Raw genomic sequence first — 23,380 nt, forward strand, 5'->3', positions numbered from 1 at the left:
TTTTTAGTGTTAATTCATTCTGTTTTCCACAAATTGATCCTGATTGTATTTCTGAAATCGGTTATTTATTAAATAAAAAAAGAGACTGTCTCACAATTAAGTGAAACAGTCTCTTTTTCTGTTTTTTGGGTCAGAGTCTCTCAACCCGAAACTCTAAAAATATTTAATGCTCAAGGACTTTTCAATAGCACTATTGCTTCTTATTATGCGTGGGCAGATATCCAAATTTTTCTTTATAGCATTTTGTAAAATAAGAAGGAGAACTAAAACCAACTTTAATACTAATCTCAGACATATTATCATTACCCAGCTCTATTAACTCTTTTGCTTTTTCTAAACGAACATTCCGTATAAATTCATTTACGGTTACGCCTGTTAGAGTTTTTATTTTCCGGTATAATTGACTTCTGCTTAAAAACACTTTCGAGGCCAGAACCTCAACACTCAACTCATACTCGCTAATGTTTTGATTAATGTAATTCAGGACATTTTTTATAAATTCATTATCCAAAGTGGTTGTTTTTTCTTTTGCTTTTGGAGTAATTCCGTTATAGAATTTATTAAACATAATTTGTCTGCTTTTGATGAGCTGAATTAAGCTGGATCGTAGAATATCCATATCAAAAGGTTTGCTCAAATACATATCTGCACCAGAATCAATGCCCTCTAATTTGTCTTTAACCAATGCCTTTGCAGACAACATCATCAACGGAATATGACTGGTTTTTAAATCTGCTTTAATACTGGAACACAGTTCTAAACCATTCATAACAGGCATGATAACATCTGTTAAAATCAAATCGGGTAGTTTTTGCAAAGCTAATTCCAAACCGACCTGACCATTTTCTGCTGTTATAACTTTGTACTCTTTTTTGAGCTCATTTTTTAAATAATTTCGCAGTTCAGCATTATCTTCAACAATCAAAATGGTATAAACTCGATCCTCTTTCTCATCATCATCTGATAGTTCAACAACAGATTTTTCGGCAATAGGTGTGAAACTTATTTTTTTCTCCTTTTTAAATTCCTCCGGCATCACTTCGTTTTCATTAAAGAATTCTTTTCCCAGTGGAAATAGCAGTTTAAAAGTTGTGCCAAAACCCAATTTGCTTTCTACTTCAATTTTTCCTTTATGCAATTCTACAAATCCGCGAACAACCTCCAGTCCTATTCCTGTGCTTCCATAATAGGCTTTATTCAAATTATTTACCTGATAAAAACGGTCAAAAATTCTCTTAATATCTTTTTTATCCAATCCTGCACCTGTATCTTCAACAATAACCTCAAAAGAAGGATTGGTATTGGTGGAATTTATCAAAGGAAAATGAACTAACTCTTCACTGACCACTATTTTTATTGTGATTTTTCCATTATCGGGAGTAACCTTAAAGGCATTTGAAATTACATTAAAAATAATTTTCTCAAACATTTTAGGGTCTACCCAATCCTTTAATGTTTTCTCACTGGATTGATAATGCAATTGAATTCCCCTGCTTAAGGCTTCTTCATTAAAATAACTCACAATTTCCTTTGTAAAACTTACTATTTCAACCAGCTGCACCTTTAAAGGCATTTTATTAAACTGGAGCTGATTGAAATCCATCAGCTCATTGATTAATCTTGAAAGTCTGTCCGAACTTTTCTGGATAGTCTGTAATTTACTCAATACATTCGCTGGTAAATCCAGGTTATTATTCTTCAATATATCGCCTAACGGATTTAAAATTAAAGTAAGCGGTGTTCTAAATTCGTGCGAGATATTGGTGAAAAATTGTAATTTCTTATTGTTTAATTTTTCTATTTGAATTGCTTTTTTCTGTTCAAATTCTATCATTTGTTTTTGTTTAAAACGATTTTGATAGTACTGATTGGCAAAATAAATTGCCGCCAATAGTAACAGGGAATAAAATAGATAAGCAAAAGGTGTTTTCCACCAAGGCGGTAAAATTTCAATTTCTAATTCGAGCGGATTTTGATTCCAAACTCCATTTTTTTCTGAAGCTTTCACCTTAAAGACATACTTTCCAGGTGCCAAGTTAGTATAGGTTGCCGAGCGTTTACTGCCCACGTAATTCCATGAATCTTCAAATCCTTCTAAATAATACGCAAATTCGTTTCTGGCAGGAAAAGAATAATTTACAGCAATAAAATCAATCGTAAATACAGATTGATCATGCTTAAGAATGATCTTTTTTGTCTGCGATATTACTTTTATTAAGGGGGAGTTTTTTTCAAGCGGACCTACTGACTTATTAAAAAGTTTCAAATCTGTTAAGTAAACCGGAAGCTGTTTTTTACTTTTAACTAAACTGGCAGGATTAAAATAATTTAAACCTTCATAGCTCCCGAAATAAAGCAATCCTTTTTCGTCTTTCAGGACAGCATTGTTATTAAAATCATTTCCCAGTAAACCGTCATAGATAGAGTAATTAGCAGTAATGTTGTTTTTTAAATCAAGTTTTGTAATTCCTTTTTTTCCGCTTAGCCAAATACACCCGTCATTTGATTCTACAATAGACGAAATTGACTTTTCGTTCAGACCATTGAAGTTTATATACCATTTTATGTTGTCTGTTTTTTTATCATATCTAAATAATCCGGCTCCATCAGTACCAATCCAAATTTCTTTGTTTTTGGCCTCATATAAGGTATTGATAGTATGTATGCTTTTATGATTTTTAAGCTTTTCAGACATTTTATCCCGAAAAGAAGTTACTGAAAAAGAATGAAAATCATTTGTACTAACCTTGTACAAACCTGTTGTTGACCCCACCCAGACAGCATCATCTGAATCTGTCATTATCTTTCTAATGTCTGAATTTATTATACCGCTTGCATAAAATGGTTTAGTATTACAATGATGAAACTGACCATCTGAAGGAGTGTAATAATGCAGTCCTTTTGAAAAGGTTCCGATCCAGATTACACCTCTGGAATCTTCAGCAATACTCATGATATTGTCTGATGCCAAACCGGGAGTGTTTTTTGTGCTGTAGTTAATAAACTTATTGCTTCCTTTTTTTAAAACAAAAACACCTTCATTCCAGCTTGATAACCAGATGTTTTGCTTTTTATCAATAAATACATTCGTTATATTGTCATTGGTTAATCCAGAATAAAAACTTCGGTCAGATTTGGTAATATGCTTAAAACTCTTAGTTATTGTATTGTAAACATCAACTCCTCCGCCTTCCATAGAAATCCATAATTGATCCTGATGATCTTTGGCAATGCCGGTAACACAATTGGTTTGTAAGGACTGTGAATTTCCGGGCAAACTTTCAATAATACTTACCTTACTGTTTATTTTATCAAAAACACCTAAGCCTTTATTGTAATATCCCAGCCAGATTCTATTTTCTTTATCTAAAAATAAAGACCAAACAGAATTTGAACCTAAACTTCGATTATTGTATTTACTGTTTACGTATTTTTTTTGAACAATACCCTGATCGTTTACAATGATTAAACCATCATTTTCTGTGGCACAAAGAATTGTATTGGAATCTGTTGCCAGTATTGACATAATTCTTTTTCTGGTAATAGGATAATAAGCAGCGTCTTTAACTTTAGAATTTAAATCGACCTTTACAAGTCCTTTAAATCCATTGCCAATCCAGAGGTTCTGCCTGCTGTCTATAAACATGGAAATAATATTTAAAGAAAGCATTTCATTGTTCTTGCCAATGTTTAATTCTTTAAACTCATTTGTTATAGGGTCAACTGTTTTTAAACCAAAGTTAGTCCCTAGATAAATAGTCCCTTTTTTATCTTTTACCAGGCAGTTGATAAGGTAATTTTCAGTATTTGAAACATTTGTCTTAATCTTGGTAATTTCGCGGGATTTAATATTTAGCTTCAGTAAATCACTGTTAAGCGTTCCCAAAAAAAGATTCCCATTGTTGTCTTCTACAATACTCTTTACAGAAATTACAGTTTCTTTTTTTATTTTTTTTTGAATATCAATACTTTCAAAAGTATTTAAATTTCGATTATAGAGACATAATCCTTCATCTGTACCGATCCATAACCTATTGTGAGCATCTACATAAGTAACATAAATAAGATTACTATTGATAGTATTAGGCAATTTAGAGTTTTGCTCATAAGCCACATAACTTATCCCATCATATTTAAATAAACCTGCACCATTGGTACCAATCCACAAAAAACCTGACTGATCCTGTGTAATGGCATATATACCGCTTTTTGAAGTTTCCTTATTTAATAACCGAAATTGATAGTCTTCAAATGTATTTTGAGAAAACAGACTATTTATTGTAAAAAATAAGATAACAAGAACTCTAAAATATTTTTTTTGGGACATTATACAATGGTTAGTAAATTAAAATAAATATATGCTCTTTTAGTCGAAACTTATTATTTGCTATTCATTCAATAAAACTATGCCGCCGTTACAGGGAATTTTAATTTCAATCTCCTGGTTATTTTTAAGTTTTATTTGTTCTGTTTTTCCGTTTAATTGTTCATCATCAGAGTACCATTTTAATACTGTTCCCGAAGCAATCATTGACAGTTTCGTTTTAATTTTCAGTGTTTCTTTTTGAGCATTAACGCCTGCTATATACCATTTTGTTCCTTTTCGGCGGGCAATTACTGCATATTTACCCGGATAACCTTCTAAAAACCGAACCTCATCCCAGGTAGTTGGAACTTTTTTCATAAAATCGATCGCCCAGGCCGGAGCATCGGTTAAATTATTGGGTGCCAATGCAAAATGCTGAACGCCGCTTTGAAAAAGTACCGCTGTCGCTAAAGCAAAAACATCAGAGGTCATTCGTTTTGAACCTTTATTGGGAATATTATCACTATTATAAAATTTATTTAAGGCGCTTCCGCCAAAATCCATACTTCCTACCGCGTTTCTAATAAAAGTATGTGTAGCAGCATTAGCAGCTTCCTTGTCACAGCTTCCTTGCCCGAAATGCAGATTTTCGCTTGCCAAAACAGCCTCACTAGCAGCAAAATTTGGATACATACGCTCCCATCCTCTGGGTAATGTACAACCGTGAAAAATAACCATTAAACCAAAATCATTCGCATCTGTCAGGATATCTTCATACAACTTCATGGTGACTTGTTTGTCTCCTCCAAAAAAATCTACTTTTATCCCTTTTACACCAATACTTTTCATCCACGCCATTTCCTGACGACGAATTGTTGAATTGTCCATCATTCCTCTCGGACCCTGAGGCGCATCATTCCAGTAGCCATTAGAATTGTACCACAAATACAAACCAACGCCTTTTGCCGCTCCATATTGAGCCAGTTCTGCAATTTTATCTTTGCCTATTTGTGTATCCCAAAGTGCATCAATTAAAATAGTTTCATATCCCATTGCAGCACTAAAATCGATGTATTGTTTTTGTACCGGAAAAGTAGTGTTGTTGTCCATTTTTATAATCCAGCTCCAGGAACCTTTGGTATATTTATATTCTTGTGAAGCCTTGAATTGTGGTTTAACCAAATCAAACGGAATTGTGGTTGCTACAACCGGAGCCAGCGTTTCGCCAACCGTAATAGTCCGCCATGGTGTTTCGCCGGGAAGTGATATTCCGGGAGCAGTTGTTCCGTTTCCGTTATTTTCTCCCGCCATTGGAAAACCAATCGTATATAATCCCTTTTCATGACCAATCAGTCTGCTGCCACAATAATTACCATCTACCCCTGTTTCTGATATTAAAACCCAGCCATTATTTTTTACTTTAAAAAGACAGGGAAATGTATAGCCTTCTCCCAAACCATTTTTCCCCATTGGAGCATCTAATGTATAGGATGTTTCATAGCTTGGGGCCGTTCTGGCAAATCCTGTCATTGGCTTGCTTTGCGGACAAAGAAATGTAGTTGTTCCTTCTGGCAGAATAAAACCAGATGCTTCTTCCTGTACTACACAAGAGCGGGTTTCATTTTGTGGATGTATTTTATATTTAAAAGCGACATTGTTATTGCTCACCCTAAATACTACATCAATAGCAGATTTATTTTCTTTAGTGAAAGAAAATACGGTTTCATTAGCCTCATAATGCACCTTTCGCTGCTTGATATTGGGCAGCTCGTATTGTTCCTCAATTTTATTTTGAACTGCATCAGGTTTTAAATTTAATCCTGCTGTAAAATCACCGGCATTCGTTTTTAAACCAAGCGGCGAATTTTCAAGGAACTTTTTATCATTGTATGAAATACTGTAGAAAGGCATTCCGCCTGAGACTGAAACAGAAACTTTAAGTTTTCCATCAGGACTAATTACAATTGATTGTGCATTTAATTTAAAAAAACTAAACAGACATAAACATATAACATATTTAAAATTCATAACAGCCTTAGATTAATTGGTTTATTTTTATTTCTAAAAGATGAAACAGTTATTGTACAAATACTTTTGTCATTTTTAAATCTTTTACATCAGAACTGGTACCATAATACACTTCATATTCACCTGAAGTTATATTTATTCCTCTGGTGCCAGCATCATAAAATTCAAATGAAGCGGCAGGTAAATCAATAACTGCATTTTGCTTTTCGCCGGCTTTTAAATTGATTCGTTTAAAAGCTTTCAACGATTTTAAAGGCCCGTCTTTATCATTAACTTTTCGAACATACACCTGAACAATCTCTGTTCCTTCACGTTTACTGCTATTCTTTATTGAAAAACTCAGCTGTGTATTTTCATTTGCTTTTATCTTTGTCTTACTAAGATTTGCAGTACCAATTTGGAATTTAGAATAACTTAAACCAAAACCAAACGGAAACAAAACATTTGTCGTGTATCTATAAGTACGTCCTTTCATCGAATAATCTTCAAAATCTCCTAAGATGTCTGAATTTTTATAAAATGAAACCGGCAATTTTCCCGAAGGATTATAATCTCCAAAAAGAACATCGGCGACAGCCTGACCACCTGATTCTCCCGGATACCAAGCTTGCAAAATAGCGTCACAACTTGCTGTTTCTGGTGTAAAAGCAATTGCAGAACCAGAGCAATTTACAAAAACTACTTTTTTACCGGCAGCTTTCAGTTCCTGTAAACATTTTCGCTGCACTGCCGGAAGTTCAATATTGGTTCTGTCGCCGCCTTTAAAACCTGGAAAAGAAACCGGCATTTCTTCTCCCTCAAGAAGTGTCGAAAGTCCGCCTACGAAAATTACCGTATCGATGCCTTTTAATTTTTGAATTAAGGCTCCGAAATCTATATCGTGTTCTTTTCCAAAATCAAATTCAAGATTAGCCTGCCAATTGTTGGACTGGGCATACAGAATTTCGATTTTGTATTTTTTACCCGCCTCTACTGCAAAGGCAATTTTTCCGGGAACCGTGCGCCAGTTGGTATATTTTGCTATGGATACTCCATTAACAAATAATTCAAAAGCTCCGGTCGCCCCGGTATTAAAAACAAGATTGTCACTTTCTTTGGCCACAAATTCCGTTTCATATTTTGCCGAAAATCCTTCTAACTTAACCCCCGAAGCAAACTCATGCTGTCCGGCAGTCGTCATTTTTATCGGATTTACAATTTGCTGCGATACAACACTATTCCCTTCTCTGTTTGGATTGTTCCAATACGTCGCTTTCATTCCTTTTTTGCCTTCAAATGAAATTTGGTCAAAATAACTCTGATTTACTTTGTCTTCTACCAAATCGCAGGCTTTATCATAAACCATTTTATTAGCAGCAATTTTTGATTCTATACCGCTTTTAATTGTAATAGTTTTAACTGGTGTGCCATTATAATTTCCCCATAACATCGGTTCATTATCTGCATTTGGGCCTATAACTGCTACTTTGTTTATGTTTTTATTTAAAGGAAGAATGTTGTTTTTATTTTGCAAAAGTGTCATTGATTTTTGCGCCATTTCGAGTGCCAATTGCTGATGTTCTTTACTATTAAGCACCGATGCCGGAATTTGAGCCCAAGGCACAATGGCGTCGTCATCCATTTCGCCTAAATCAAAGCGACCTGTTAAAACACGAAGCAGGCTTTTATTAATATCGGCTTCTTTTATCAGGTCTTTTTCAACGGCCTCCGGTAAATTTTTAAAAGGATATTTTTCCCAAACACATTCTACATCAGTTCCTGCAAGTACGGCTTTTGATGCTGCATGTGTTGCATCTGATGAAACTTTATGTGTGGTATAAAAATCTGTAACAGCTCCACAATCGGAAACCACCATGTATTTATACCCCCACTCATCACGCAAAATGCGCTGCAATAAACGCGTATTACTGCAGCAAGGTTCATCATCCAATCGTTGATAAGCACACATTACCTGACGCACATCGGCATCCTGTACTAATGCTTTAAAAGCCGGCAGATAAGTTTCGTATAATTCACGTGGATCTACATTATTCAAATTCAGTTCGTGTCTGCTCCATTCCGGTCCTGAATGAACGGCAAAATGTTTCGCACAGGCCAAAAGCTTTCGGTATTTTGCATCAGCAGGTCCCTGAAGTCCTTTTACAACCGAAACTCCCATTCGCGAAGTAAGGTAAGGATCTTCGCCATAAGTTTCCTGACCACGGCCCCAGCGCGGATCCCTAAAAATATTAACGTTAGGCGTCCAGACCGAAAGGCTCAAAAAACGTTTATTTTCATTGCCGTTTTGAATCCATTGATTGTATTTTGCCCGGGCTTCATCAGAAACAGCATTAAATACAGTATACAACAACTGATCGTCAAATGATGCTGCCATGCCTATGGGTTCGGGAAAAACAGTCACATTATCGTTGTTGGCATAACCATGCAGAGCTTCACTCCACCAGTTGAATTTTTTAACACCAAATCTGGGTATGGCGTCACTTTGGTCACACATTAATGCTGCCTTTTCTTCAAGTGTTAATCGTGAAATTAAATCTTCAGCACGTTCTTTTGAACTCAGAGATGCATCTTTAAAACGATATTGCTGTGCGTTGACATTCAATATAAAAACTAAACTTAAGACAAACAGATATGTATTTTTCATGATTATTTTATTAGAATTAATTTTACTTTGGTTAAATCTTAAACTAATTGTTTTTTGAAATTTGATCTGAAATATGGAAATAATCGAAATCAACAAATCCGCCCACATTTTTTTCAGCATAATTGAACAAGCCAAATCGATACCCCATAAAATGCGGAAGTGTATAGGGCAGTTTTATTGCATTTCCTATTTTATTCCATTTTTTACCATCAAGGCTGTAAAAAAAACTTCCGGTATCAGCTTTGTCTTTAAAATTGCATGCTGCCCTGAGATATACTTTACCCTGCTTTAGAGGAGTACTTTCTATTTCTGTTGGAATATCTTTAAGAACTTCCATCATTATTATTTTTTTGGAATCTTTTTCAACTTTTATGCCCACAAGTCCATACTCTTTTTGTAATAAAGAAAGTCCTGCAAAGTCGCCTTCTTTCATTTTAGAAACTTCCATCAGAATAGTTCCTGTACTTTCAGGGCCAAAGGTTCTTTGCGTTAAAGTGTTTTTAGCCTGAAGAAAACTGCTGTCTGTTCTTCCGGTCTTTAATCTTAAATAACCTTTTCTTTCTTTTAAGGACCAAAGCGAATTATCAGGATTGTGATTCCATTGCCAGACTAAAGGCAAATCCGGCTCGTTTTTTTTTCGATTAAAATCATCTGAGTTTACAATTCCCGGGATTACACCTTTACTTACAGGTAAATCGAGATATTGCGGTACTTTACCATTTTCACCTAATATTGGCCAGTCCTCTTCCCATTTAACGGGAATTAAATAAGGAATCCGTCCTACACCGTCAAAATCCCTGAACAGATAAGAAAACCATTTTCCGTCTGGCGTGTCAATTAATCCTCCTTGTGCCACACCCAAATCCTGCAATCCAACTTTTCCTTCCCACGGGCCTGAAATTTTATCTGCCCGGTGTATTATTACGGTGCGCATTCCGTCTTTTGGCCAGACGATATTAAACAGATAATATTTTCCCTTAATTTTAAAAAGCTGTGAACCTTCTGCTTGCAGCATGATATTGTTTCCGGCAGGAGCACTGGCATTTTCTATTAAAACTTTTTTTGTTTCTTCTTTTACATCTGATAAGTCTGTTTTTAACTCTGCAATCTGTAGTTTTCCTGCTCCCCAAACGATGTAAACCTTTCCGTCATCATCAAAAAAAATAGAATGATCGTGATAAGAATTGTTTAAAACGGTTCGCTTCCAGGGACCTTTTTCAATATCTTTTGTAGAAAAAATATAAGTTTTGTTCGTTGTGCCTGAAAAAGTGCTTATATAATAAATACCATTATGATAACGAAGACTACTGGCCCATGAACCTCTTCCGTAATCATTTTTATCATTGTCCAGATTTAGTTTCTCATTATCATCTTCTAATGTTTGATAGGCATAATTGATGATTTCCCAATTTATTAAATCTTTAGATTTCATTATTGGGACACCCGGATTCATGTGCATTGTCGTACTGCTCATGTAATAACTATCATTAACCCGAATGACGGACATATCAGGAACGTCTGCAAAAATTATTGGATTTTGCGCTTTATTATCCTGAGCGTTTAATACGGTTAGACTTAAAAAAAATACTAATAGATTATATAGAATTTTCATTGTTTTTATTTTCTGATATTTTAAGAAAGCTGTTTAATTTTTTACAATTCTCAATTGATAAAATTTAGGACTTACTTTTCCCTCTTTTGCTGTAATTTTAATAGTTGCAGCTTCTTGTTTTGCAACATCCAGCCTGATTTTTTTATCTTCTAAAGAAATTATTTCAGCTGGTTTATTATTTACTGTTATGCTAATCTTATCTGGGTCAATTTTATCCAGAGTACTTATATCAAGATATTTTCCTGATGCATTTTTATTGATCATTTGATAGGAAATATAAGACTGTGTATTTCTCCAGAAGCGGCCGTCATCATATCCCGAATTGCTTTTTTCTCCCCTGTACAGATGATCTGCTTCCGGTTGTTGTTCTCCACAGTTAATTTTATCTACCGTATTGGCTTCAAGTGTCCTTTCTTGTATTTCCTGTTGTCGTAATACTTCCAGTTTTTCTTTATATTTCTCTTGAGAAAAGGTTTGAAAATACATTTGATAACGTGCATCATGCAGTTCAAAAAAAGGCTCTAATTCTAATGAATCTAAAGCAAAATGCATATTGCCTAGTTCCTTAAGTCTTGAAACATAACCCGCCTTATCTCCTACAAGGGCATACGCTTTATCCATTGGCATATATTTTCCTGAAGCTGCATGTCCCATACGACTGTCATCGGCAAATAACCCGTCTAATGCTTCTGTAGAAGTTTTTGCTGCTAAGACTATAGGCCCGTTTACAAAAGCGCTCCAATTAGAACCATCAGGCAATTGCTCTAAATGGGTTTTCGTTTCGAATTCAATACGTACATGATCTGCCGATTTCCATTTTCTTTTGAGACTGATATAGCCCGATGATTTTAATTCTGTTTGCTGTTCTGTTCCGTTTATAAATACCTTAAAATTTTCTGCCCATTTTGGACGGCGGATATTCAAATCAAAAGTCTTCGCTTTTTTAAGGTTTAGAATAATTTCTGCACTGTTTTCATAAGGAAATTTTGTCTTCTGCTCTATGACAATTCCTTTTTCAATCCAACTTAGGGTCGATGCTATAAAAAGATTCACAAAAACAGCCTCATCAAAATGGGTGTAAATTAATTCTCCATATTTGGAATGATTTTCTAATCCAGACCCTACACAGCACCACATACTGGTTTCGGGCTGCGAATACACACGATAATGACTGGGCCTGATAGGCGTAAAATAAACAAAACCTCCTTTTTCCGGATGCTGGCTTGAAAGTATATGATTGTAAAGTGTACGTTCGTAGAAATCCAGATAAGTCATATCTTTTTTATCCAGGAACAAGGCTTTGCTTAGACGTTCCATATTATAGGAATTACAGGTTTCCGGACCCTGATTTGACTTGAGCATACCGCTGAAATCATCTACCGGATTAAAATGCTCTGCAACACTGTTTCCTCCAAAAGCCACACTTCGTTTCTGAGTAACGTTGTCCCAAAAAAAGAGTACTCCATCCGTCCATTCCTTGTCTCCTGATATAGAGGCAATTTTTTCAAAACCAATAACTTTAGGAATCTGTGTGTTGGCATGAAGTCCTGTAAGTTTGTCTTCTTTTTGTAACAGCGATTCCAAAAAAGCTTTTTGAGATAGTTTTTGAGCTGTTTCGAGATATTTTTTATCTTTAGTAATAAGATATAAATCTGCAAAAGATTCGTTGATGCCTCCGTGTTCTGTTTTTAAAATTTGCTGGATCTGCTCATCACGCAGGGGCTTAATCATCTCAATAAACCAGTCTGCCAGTTTTATTAAAATCGCTTTAGCTTCTTCATTACCTGTATATTGATATGCGTCGTTTAAGCCGGCAAAAAGTTTATGAATATTATAAATGGGAACCCAGGTATTATTTAATCCAAAACTGCTTCCGTCTATGTCTCCGTTATGGATTCGGTCCCAAAAAACTTTTCCCTGCGGAATCCCGCCTACATAACCATTTCCGTTTTTTTCCTGACATCTGGCCAATTCAGAAATCATATATTCTAATCTGTTTTTAAGCTCCTTATTTGCAGTAGAAGCATACATCATGGACAGAGCCGATAAATAATGTCCTGCAATATGGCCGTCAAGACCTAAACTTTCCCAATTTCCGTAACGATCTGATTTTAAAGGCAGATTAGAATCTATTAAATAAGGCGCAAGAAGTTTATCCGGATTAAGTGCCAGCATGTATTTAAGATCAATATCTTGTGCATTTTTAAAAGGACCGCCACCTAATCTCACTTCCTGCAACGGAAATGTTTTCATTTGAGCAGCCGCCGAAAATCCAATAAATAATGCAATCAAGCATCTTAATGCCTTATATTTCACTAAGAGATTTGTCATAATTTTATTTCATTAAATCTAAAAACTTACAGACCATCCTTAGAAACTCTGTCGCTTTCGGGCGCACCAAGATAGGACGGTTTTAAGCCGCCGGTATTAATCAGAATCTTTTGCAGGACAATTCCGGGATCTAAGACACGGAAACGTAAAATATGTTTTCCTGCTTTCGAGATCGTATGTTTAGTTGTCGAATGTATCAGGTGTTTTGCCTGCCATTTCCCTAATTCTCCACGATATTGTCCGTTAAAATTTATGGTCTGCGGTTTTTCTTCATCAAAAGAAATTTCATAACGAAGTCCATTGTTACTGTTAAAGTTAAGTGTAGGAGCCAAAAGCATTTCTACATCAAATTCTCCGGTAGAAATAAAATCAATTTCATACTCAACAAAAACATTCTCATTCTGGTTTGGATATTTATTTTGTGGAAAAGTGGTGATACCGCTTTTGGTTTTTCCAAAATCTGGAATCACTTCCCAATGCATATTTTTTGAGTTATTTAACTTAGAAAAATGTTCTGCTTCGATAGCGACATAACCTTCTTTTTCTGCGAATGTTTTTCTAATGATCTGCTCTTTTTCTGATACGTAACTAATTTCCGGTAAAATGTTTTTAGGGCCGTCGTGCCAGCTTTTGTAGCCAATTCTCATCTGATCCATTATATGAGTCCATTTTCCGCCGGCAATTTCATTATTGTATTTATTTTGAAGAATAGAATCTCTTGCAAAATTCCTTTTTACCTGATCAGCAAAACCATTGGCTAAAATATTTTTTTCTGAAGCCAGTTTTCTGTTTTTCGCCTGTGCAAAATACATTTCATAAAGATTGCTGCAGGCGTCTATAGGATATAAAACCAGTTGAAAATAGGCATCCTTGTATTGTTCTGGAATGTCATTGTAAATTCTGTAAGCATCAAGTGCCAGATTCTTGTAGTCATTAACTACGGTTTGAAATTCATTATAATTTTCAAGACTGTAGGTTTTGCTGTCCAGCATTTCGGGAGTCACTCTTCGGTTATATTTTGGATAGGTATTTAACAGACTCGCAATCTCTTTGGCGTGTTTTGTTCCAAATTGATCCGCTGCCCATTTCTGGGTAAACTCAAAAAGATTCTGCGAGTTGAACTTTTTGGGATTCCATGCCATTTCTAAAAAAAAGCTGATTGGAAATTCCATTGGTTTAAGATCTCCCACATTAACTATCCAGATTTTATCGACACTGTGTTCGTAGCTCAGATTCATCTGTTCCCAAACTCTTTGTATCGGACTTATATTAATCCACTTTGAATTTCTTGGACCGCCAACGTAATCAAAGTGATAGTACATCCCATATCCTCCTTTATGCAGTGGTTTAGTGAGATCGGGAAGTTTACGTACATTGCCCCAGTTATCATCACAAAATAGTAAAACAACGTCATCAGGAACACGCATTCCCTGATCGTAATAGTCTTGAACTTCTTTGTATAAAGCCCAAACCTGAGGTATTTTTTCTGCTTTTTTTTGAGTCACCTCAGCAATAATTTTACGTTGTTCTTTTACGATATTTTCCAGTAAACTTATGTTGGTTCCTTCGCTCATTGCTTCATCACCGTCTCCACGCATTCCTACGGTTACGACTTTTTCCCAATTTTTACTGCGTTCTATGCCGCTTTTCCAGAATTCATCTAAAACGGTTTTATTTTTAGAATAATCCCAAACATTTGGGAGATTATTTTTTTTAATGTACCGATGCCAGTCTGTCTGTGCCAAAGCCATTGGTTCGTGATGTGAGGTACCCATGATAATTCCCATTTCACTGGCCAAAGGTCCGCTTGCCGAATCATCATCATAAAAAGCATTTCCCCACATGGCCGGCCACATATAATTGGCTTTTAGCCGAAGCAGTAATTCGAAAACTTTTTCATAAAATTTACTATTAAAACCTCCAAATGTTGCTTTTGCCCAACCGCTTAATGCAGGAGCTTCATCATTGATAAAAATTCCCCTGTATTGCACGGCAGGTTCTCCATCACTATAGGTTCCTTTTATAAAATAAAGAGTCTCTTTTTTCTCTACTGGAACATCAGCCCAGTAATACCAGGGCGAAACACCAATTTGTGCGGACAATTCGTAAATTCCGTAAATTGTGCCGCGTTTGTCACTGCCGGCAATAACAATAGCTTCTTCTACTCCTTTAAATGGATTTTTTATGTTCTGAATAATAAACTTTTCATTTTTGCCTTTAAGCAATTTTCCATCGATTTTATTTTCTTTAATTAAATCATCAATTATAGAATTGGTTCCTATTGTTCCAATGATAATTAACGGTGCCGAAGAATTTGGCTTCTGACTAAAAACGGCAGGCTTTTCGCCCGTTACTTTTTCAAAATCAACTTGTAAATTACCAATCGCACGTAAAATACCTGCATCTGTTCCGTTACTAACAAAAAACGAAAGAGGTAAAGATTTCTCTTTCAGTACGACAACATCTCCAACTTTTTGAGTTGTTATAAACGGCTGCGCGGCCTTTAAGCTATTAAAACTAAAGGTGATAAAAAATATTAGGATATGTATTGAAAATCTATTCATTATACTTTATTTATTAAATAATAATGGCGCGAACATAAATAAATCGTGTCTCCAAACCGGCCAGGTATGTCCACCTGAATATTCACTGTATTTGTATTTTATTCCAAACTGGTCAAACTTGCTTCTCATTATTTTACAATTTTCAAACGCAATATCTTCTTTGCCTCCCATAGAAATCCAAAATTCTTTGATATTAGAATTGATCTTCTGGGCATTATTTTTCATAAACTCGTACTGAGGTTCTGACAAGGTGGTATTATTTGCCCACCAGCCTGAACTAAATACGCCTATATAAGAAAAAAGGTCTGAATTTTTGACACCCGCATAAAGTGTTTGCAATCCTCCCATTGATAATCCAGCCAAAGCTCTGTTTTTAGAGTCTTTCGCAGTTTTAAAATGGTTTTCTACAAAAGGTATTGCTCCTGTTTTTAATTCATTTTCAAAAGCTTTAAGTGCACTTTCATTAAAACCTGCAATTCCTCCTGTGTTTCCCATATTACCGTCAAGCATGGCAATTATCATTGGCTTTGCTTTATTTTCGGCAATTAAATTATCTAAAATTAAATTAGCCTTACCTTGTGCTGTCCAGCCGGTTTGATCTTCGCCTCCGCCATGTAACAGATATAAAACCGGATATTTTTCTGTAGAATTTTCATAACCCGGCGGTGTGTAAACATACATTTCACGCCAAGAATTAGTTGCTTTTGAAAAATAATTATTTATTCGAATCTCACCGTGCGGAACCTCTTTTAAAGCATAAAAATCTCCTTCTTTATTTGGAATTTCGATACCGCTTGCCATACGACCCATTCCATAAAAAGTCTGGCTGGCAGGATCGGCAACAGCCACGCCATCAATCAGCAGGGAATAATAATTAAATCCTTTGTTTATAACATCTGTCGTTACAGTCCAAAATCCTTCTGAGTCTCTTGTCAGATCATATTTTCTTCCTAAATCGATTTGTACTTTTGAAGCTTGGGGAGCCGCGATCTTAAAAATCACCCTGTTATCCGGTAATATTTGAGGATATTTTGCATTACGGATATTGGTTTGTGCGGGATTGCCTAAAATGGTATATGCTGAAAAAACCGACTGATCGACTGGTTTAAACAAAAACTGTGAAAACATATATAAGCCGTTTTTCCACACTTTAAAATCGTGGACTCCAGGCTCGATATAATAGATATGCGGCACATCATTTTTGTATAAATAATCGTGAGTTCTTTTACTATTCTCTATAAGCCAGTCATTATCACCACAGGAAATCCAAAGCAGTTTTAATTTCTTTTTTGCTTCTTCGGAATTAGGAAGCAGTTCTTGCGGTACTTTAGTATTTGGTGCCGCTGAGAAAGCGCCTACCCAGGCAAATTTATCCAGATTCCCCAATCCAAAATTTAGGGATTGTCCTCCGCCCATAGACAAACCTGCAATAGCACGGTGTTCCCTGTCTTTGTAAGTTGGATATTTTTTTTCGATAAAAGGAATCAGGTCGTTTAATAAGTCTTTTTCGAAAGCAGCAAATGCCTGTACTTTATCCGGTGCCATTATATTTCCGGTTGCACTGTCATCTTTCATAGCTCTTCCGTTTGGCATTACGACGATCATGGGTTCGATTTTTCCTTCGGCATAAAGATTATCTAATATAATCTGCGGACTTCCTCCATTGAGCCATTCTTTTTCATCTCCGCCTATTCCGTGTAAAAGGTATAACACAGGATATTTTTTCTTTTTATTGAATCCCGGAGGTGTGTAAACGGCAGCTTTTCTAATAGACCCAACAGTTTTGGATTCGTAACTGATGCTTTCAATTTTACCCGTTGGTATAGTTGTATTTATCTGATCAAAACCAAGCGGCGCCTGAACTATGAAAGGTACTTTGCCTTCTGATAATTTATATCCCAATAATGAAAGCATTTTATCGGCATAACGTCTTCCTAATTCTCTGTAACCTGCGGCATTAAAATGCAAAAAATCAGCTTCAGCAGTACATCCTTTAGATGAAATTACATAGGAATTAGCTATAGTTTTTGGCAGTGTGGCAATAATTTTATTCATGCTTCCACATTTGCCGTTTTGGTCTTCATTTACGGTTTCGCCTGAAAGTAAAGGCACTTTTTCAGGATCTAGATTCAGATCTTTCATTAAGTTATCGTAGACAATTTTTACTTTTTTCGGCCAAAGTGTATCACCCGTATTCGATTCTCCCTGATGAAGCAGGATACCTTTAATTCCTTTCTTTTGGGCTGTTTTAGCCAATTCCACCAGTCGCTGATACGGATTTCCATCATATTCCTTAATCATGCCTTTCATCCAGTCTGGGGCTGCAGCAATATAATCTGCCGACTTGTCTTTATCAAAAAGTTCAATTTTACAGCCTCCAACAGCTACATTGATAACGCCTACTTTTATATTTTTAGGAAGATTGGCAGCCATATTTCGCCCAAAATAATCTACAGGTGTTAATCCGGTATTGCAACGGCATAAGGGTGGTATGGCGGTATACCAGTTTCCCATCGTGCGATTAAGTTCCGGACAATTAACTGCCTGCAAAACCTGAAACCGATCGTCGACACCCACTTTATCTTGTGCCTCTATTTTAGCATATCCTTCCATATTTGATTGGCCAAGGCTCAAATAAATATGAAAATCAGCATCTTGAGAATACCCTTTTTGTACTATTGAAAAAAGAAAAATAAATACGAAAAACTTAATTATTGATTTCATTTTATAGCTGTTTTATGATCAAAAAATCACTTTAATTGTGAATTGAAACAGGGAAATAATTAAAATAGAGAAGCTGCTATTTAAACAAATTCAGATCTATCGCTTCTCCCATTCTCAGATAACCTGCTTGGTTTGGATGCAAAAAATCACCATCATGCATGTTAGACAAAATGGTTTTTGAACCTTCTTCTGAAGCCATTGCTTTATCAAAATCAATAACAGCATCAAAGGCTTTACTGTTTCTAATCCAGTCATTTACAATATCGCGTGCTTCTTGTTTGTGTGGTGCGTCATAAAATGACTTCGCAAAAGGCAAAATAGTGCAACCGTATACTTTAATTCCTTTGGCATGCGCTTTATCAATCATCACTTTGTAAGCTTCAATAAGTTCCTGAGCTTTAACAGAGGCATCTTCAGGATTTTTAATTCCTCCGATATCGTTAATACCTTCCAGAATTACGAGCCATTTTGTGCCTTTTTGTGAAAGTACATCCCGATCAAAACGATTTAATGCAGTAGGTCCTAACCCGCCTTTAATGACACAATTTCCTCCTATTCCTAAGTTCAAGACTCCTATATTTTGTGTTTTTTTATTTTCCAGTAATCTAGCGGATAAAATATCTGTCCATCGATTTTGTTTGTTGGTGCCTGATCCGCGTCCGTCTGTAATAGAATTTCCTAAACAAACTATTGCTGCAGCAGATTTATTGGCAATGACATCTAATCCCATAATCGAATACCAGTGATCTGTTTTTATGGCTCCCTCAAAAGATGCATTTTGGATATTATCTCCTTCAAGAATGTAAGAAGTGGTGCGTGAACCCGGATGTCCGGATGTTTTTACCGAAGTTGCTCCATAATGAATGGTAATGGCAAGAAGCTGACCCGGCTGTAATTCAAAATCAAAAGCATCTGAAAATACTTCCTGCTCCGGGCTTATTGTTATTTTAGAATTTCCATTAAAGCTGAGTACTTTTTGAGTTTTTAGATCGATAATGGGTGCGTTGATAACATTTGCAATACTTACAGATTTTAAAACTGTGGGCTGATCGCTGAAAATGTTAGAGAAACGCAATCTCATACGCTTTCCTCCTATAGAAACTCTAATAATCTGCCGAAGCGTATTTTCTGAAAGCCCCGGAGCAGGAGGCATATTATTTGGTTCTACCTGCATCTGTGCGCAAGCCCACGTACCAACCCAATTCTCATTATTTGCTTTGTTTTGTGCTATTAAAGATGATTGATTTGATATACATCCTAAAAAAAAGAGATGCAGAAATAACAGCCATTTTAAATATTCCTTTTGCATGTTTAACGTTTTAAAGGTTATTATCTATTTGGTACTTTTTGCTGTAGTTTATTATTGTGGACGGGCATCATTTGCTGCCGTTGCATACAATCCTACCAGTGCTCCGGTAAAACCTCCTGCCTTATTTGTTGACAAAATGTCTCCTGAAACGCTTTCTCCTAAATTTTTAAAATCATCGCCGTTTGTCGCATAACTAAATTCGTAACTGTCTCCTGCTGCTTTTACCTGCAGACGCAATGGTTTTTTGATCTCAATTTTAGTGCTTGCCATAATTTTTGACTCTCCTTTTTCTGTTCTTTCAAGCAAGATGTAAGTATCTTTTCCTTTTTTTGTTATTCCAAAAACATAATTAAAACGCTCATTCTGCAGGCATACAATTCCGGCCAGATCTTTCTCCGATTGAGGTTTATAATCTATTGTTGCTGCGAAAGAAAACGTGTTGTGCATTTGTCTGTAAAAAAGTGTCGAAGTAGGTTTAACTTCTTTAATATTTACTTCGAAAGGATTAATCTGAAGTCCTTTTTTGGTTACAGCAATAAAATTTTCTCGTGGTCCTCTGAGTCCTATCCATCTGTAATCTAATTTATCGGAAGTAAAGTTTTCAGTAAACGTAAAATTACCATTCGGAAAAAATCCGTCTTTGCCCGTTTTATTTGTAGCTCCGGCAGGCATTTTTAATTTTGGCTGCATGGGAATCAATCCGTTTTCAAAAACTGGAAACTCACCAGACCAATCTACAGGCAGTATAAAAGTTTCTCTTCCTATGTTTACCCTGTCTTTTTCATTAGGGCGAATGCCTAAGAAAACGCCATAATATTTATTATCCGGCCCCTGGATTAAATCTGCATGACCCGCCCAGTCTACTTTATTGACTCTGTCTTTTGGAAAATAGCGCTGGGTTAAAATTGGATTATTTGATGCTGGTTTAAAAGGTCCCTTCGGATTGTCACTGCTAAAAATAACTTCGCTGTGATTTCCTCCTGTACCGCCTTCTGCACACATTAAATAATATTTTCCATTTTTTTTATATAAATGCGGGGCTTCAATCCATATTGGTTTTTTAGAAAGGTCTACGCCTCCATCAACAATAATTTTATCTGTACCGGGAATTACCTTATCTGTATTAAGATCATATTCCCAAATTTTAATTACGCGATGACCTTCATATAATTCTTTTCCTTTATCCGGTGCGTCATTATGAACAATATACCCTTTGCCATTTTCATCAAAAAATATAGAAGGATCGATTCCGCCGAAATCCAATTTAATAGGGCTCCCCCATCCTTTCATCGGATCTTTTGTCTTAACAATGATATTTCCAAGACCACCGGAAAATGCGGTAACAATCATGTAAAAGGTATCATTGTGGGGATTATATGTAATTCCGGGTGCATATACTCCTGCACTGATCCCTGTATCATGAGGGTTAAATTCTGCTGCATTATTTAAAACTCCTCCTAAATCTGTCCAATTTACTAAATCTTTGGAGTGAAAAATAGGCACACCGGGAAACATGGCAAATGAAGAACAGACCATGTAATAATCATCTCCTTTTCTGGTAATGGCCGGATCAGGATAACAACCCTGCAAAATTGGTGTGTAAAATTCATCCTGATTTAATGGACTGTTTTTATAAATCTGATCATTGCCATTGTAAATGACATTGGAAAAAACAGCGGTATTTTTGGATTGTTTTTTTTGCTGGGCATTACCCGTATAAAAACATACAAGCACTACCGACAGTAAAAAAAAGATATTTCTTTTAATCATTTGTTATACTATTTTATTTATTCAAAAAATATAAAAAGCCGAGAGAATGCCCCTCGGCTTCTAGCAAGCAAGATTAAGATCATTATAAATTAACCGTAAAATCAACTCTCATAATTAAGATCTAAATCTTGCTGAAAAACTTAAAATCAGTAACCCGGATTTTGATATGCCGCTTTTTCATCGGCACTCATTTCCATACCATCTAATTGTCCTTGTGGTATTGGGCGCAGATAATGATATTTTTCTATAGTTCTTGTAATAATTTCTGGTGTATGCTGGCCATAATTTGATCCTCCAATTGAATATTTACCAGCAATTTCATTCCATTTTTGAGTTCTTACTAAATCATACCAGCGATATCCTTCTCCGTAGTATTCACGAGAACGTTCTGCAAGGATGTAATTAATATCAATTACTGCAGGAGTTGCACTTGTTAATAAAACACTGTTGTCAGCTGTTTTTGCTACTTTACCGTTATTATCCCATCGCCATTTTCCTGCGCGTGCTCTAATTACATTGATAAGATCTCTGGCACTCATTGAACCTGTTGCTCCTTTTACTGCAGCTTCCGCGGCAACAAAATAAAGTTCTGAAAATTTAGCTACTGGATAGGGTCTTGTACTTCCTGCATTCGGCTGTCCTAATCCACCTGCGTTATCAGTACGATATGGACCCAGTTTCCATAAGCCCGGATATACAATTCTGCTTATTCCTAATGGAGAAATTACATAATCAGATCTGCCTGGTAAAACTCCTGCCCCAACACCATTATCACCTGCTCCGGCAGGATATGCAATTGGAGTAACAGGTTCATCATTAAGGAAACTTAAAATAGCATCTCCCGGTTTTACCGGTAATCCGTTAGCATTGTATAATGTTGCTACGTCGGTTAATCCTGTTCCAAGTAAATTCCAGTTTCCACGATAAACAGCCGCAAACGTTCCGTCGTATCTTGAATCATTTGTTTTATCCGCAAAAGTTTTTGTAAAAACTTCAATAGGCGGTACCATTCTTACCCACGGACGTCCTAAGAATTGATCAGCTGCACGCTGCACAGTAGAAACAGCAGCACCGGAAGCATTTTTACTTCTTATAGAAGTATAATTCCATGTTCCCATCCAGCCTGCAAAATTATCAGGTGATCCTCCGCTGCCGTAAGTAAGACTTGCTCCATTATAATATTCGCTGGCTTCTGTATGATCTGCATAAAGCATTAATTCTTTATTACGATCATTAGATCCTAAGTTTACGTCATAATAATAAGGCAGTAATCCATAAGATCCCGGGTTATTAATTCCCTCCAAAGCTATATTATAAGCCTCTTGAAAATACCATTGCGCATTGTGTCCGTCAGGATCTGTTCTTGGCGTATCAGGATAGGTAGGAATATTATTTGGATTTTCTAACCACCATGCATATGTTAGATAAGCTTTTGATAACATTAAACGGGCTAAAGTTTTAGTTGCTGTACCTGTTAATCTTGGCGCATCAGGCAATTCTTTTACTGCTGCTACTAAATCCGGAAAAATAGCTTTGGTATATACTTCTGTTACCGTATTTCGTTTTGAAGATCTTGAGGGTTTACTGTTAAATTTCAGTTCACCTGCTCCTAAATCTAAAGGCACACCTCCAAAAGTCTGCACTAATAAAAAGTAATCAAAAGCTCTGAAGAATTTAGACTCTGCAATTAAACTGCTTGCTATACCCACGGCTGCAGCATTTTCGATAATACCGCTTGCAGTATTGATATCATTGTATGAATTATTCCATACAACATCGGCCCTGCTCGAGGTGGCATTAATTACCCCCACTCCGGATAAATCATGATCTTTGAAATTTCCGTCGGCTTGCTGCCCATAAGTGTTTTCATCTGTACCGGTTTGCACAGAATTGTAATAGTATGCTTGTCCGTAAATCCAGCGTAAATGGGCATAATGCGATGTCAGTCCTTGTATTACTCCCTGTTCTGTTTTAAAATAGCCAGGCTCATAAAAATCATGTGGTTTTTCTTCTAAAATATCAGAGCAGCCCGCAAAGGAGAACAGTACTACTGATCCTATAATTAAATTTTTAAAAATATATCGTTTCATAG

10 protein-coding genes are annotated in these 23,380 nt (G+C 36.0%); all 10 read right to left on the bottom strand.

Annotated elements, in window-relative coordinates:
• Window positions 1–190: 190 nt before the first annotated feature.
• The 10 genes from BKM63_RS21575 to BKM63_RS21620 all read right to left on the bottom strand — a co-directional run bounded on the left by BKM63_RS21575 (window position 191) and on the right by BKM63_RS21620 (window position 23,378).
• Window positions 191–4,327: a hybrid sensor histidine kinase/response regulator transcription factor gene (locus tag BKM63_RS21575; RefSeq protein ID WP_071638655.1), complete on the bottom strand. Its 4,137-nt coding sequence runs from the start codon at window positions 4,325–4,327 to the stop codon at window positions 191–193.
• 60 nt (window positions 4,328–4,387) lie between these two features.
• Complete coding sequence (locus BKM63_RS21580; RefSeq protein ID WP_071638656.1) at window positions 4,388–6,334, bottom strand: glycoside hydrolase family 97 protein; 1,947 nt, start codon at window positions 6,332–6,334, stop codon at window positions 4,388–4,390.
• Window positions 6,335–6,383: 49 nt separating this feature from the next.
• Window positions 6,384–8,978 carry a xylan 1,4-beta-xylosidase gene (gene xyl3A / locus BKM63_RS21585; RefSeq protein ID WP_071638716.1) on the bottom strand — a complete coding sequence of 865 codons (2,595 nt, stop codon included), beginning with the start codon at window positions 8,976–8,978 and terminating at the stop codon, window positions 6,384–6,386.
• Between the two features lie 43 nt (window positions 8,979–9,021).
• Window positions 9,022–10,590 carry a glycoside hydrolase family 43 protein gene (locus BKM63_RS21590; protein ID WP_071638657.1) on the bottom strand — a complete coding sequence of 523 codons (1,569 nt, stop codon included), beginning with the start codon at window positions 10,588–10,590 and terminating at the stop codon, window positions 9,022–9,024.
• Between the two features lie 33 nt (window positions 10,591–10,623).
• Window positions 10,624–12,921 (bottom strand): glycoside hydrolase family 127 protein, encoded by a 2,298-nt coding sequence (locus BKM63_RS21595; RefSeq protein ID WP_071638658.1) that lies wholly within the window; start codon window positions 12,919–12,921, stop codon window positions 10,624–10,626.
• 26 nt (window positions 12,922–12,947) lie between these two features.
• Entirely contained in the window at window positions 12,948–15,485 is a 2,538-nt protein-coding gene (locus BKM63_RS21600; protein ID WP_071638659.1) for a glycosyl hydrolase 115 family protein, read from the bottom strand.
• A 6-nt stretch (window positions 15,486–15,491) separates the two neighbouring features.
• Window positions 15,492–18,209 carry an alpha/beta hydrolase-fold protein gene (locus BKM63_RS21605; protein WP_071638660.1) on the bottom strand — a complete coding sequence of 906 codons (2,718 nt, stop codon included), beginning with the start codon at window positions 18,207–18,209 and terminating at the stop codon, window positions 15,492–15,494.
• A 76-nt stretch (window positions 18,210–18,285) separates the two neighbouring features.
• Window positions 18,286–19,518 carry an SGNH/GDSL hydrolase family protein gene (locus BKM63_RS21610; RefSeq protein WP_071638661.1) on the bottom strand — a complete coding sequence of 411 codons (1,233 nt, stop codon included), beginning with the start codon at window positions 19,516–19,518 and terminating at the stop codon, window positions 18,286–18,288.
• A 51-nt stretch (window positions 19,519–19,569) separates the two neighbouring features.
• On the bottom strand, window positions 19,570–21,288 hold the full coding sequence (locus BKM63_RS21615) for a glycoside hydrolase family 43 protein (protein WP_071638662.1): 1,719 nt from the start codon (window positions 21,286–21,288) through the stop codon (window positions 19,570–19,572).
• A 146-nt stretch (window positions 21,289–21,434) separates the two neighbouring features.
• Window positions 21,435–23,378, bottom strand: a complete 1,944-nt coding sequence (locus BKM63_RS21620) for a RagB/SusD family nutrient uptake outer membrane protein (protein WP_071638663.1) — start codon at window positions 23,376–23,378, stop codon at window positions 21,435–21,437.
• Window positions 23,379–23,380 lie beyond the last annotated feature (2 nt).

This window comes from Flavobacterium johnsoniae (assembly GCF_001879205.1).
Classification (GTDB): domain Bacteria; phylum Bacteroidota; class Bacteroidia; order Flavobacteriales; family Flavobacteriaceae; genus Flavobacterium; species Flavobacterium johnsoniae_A.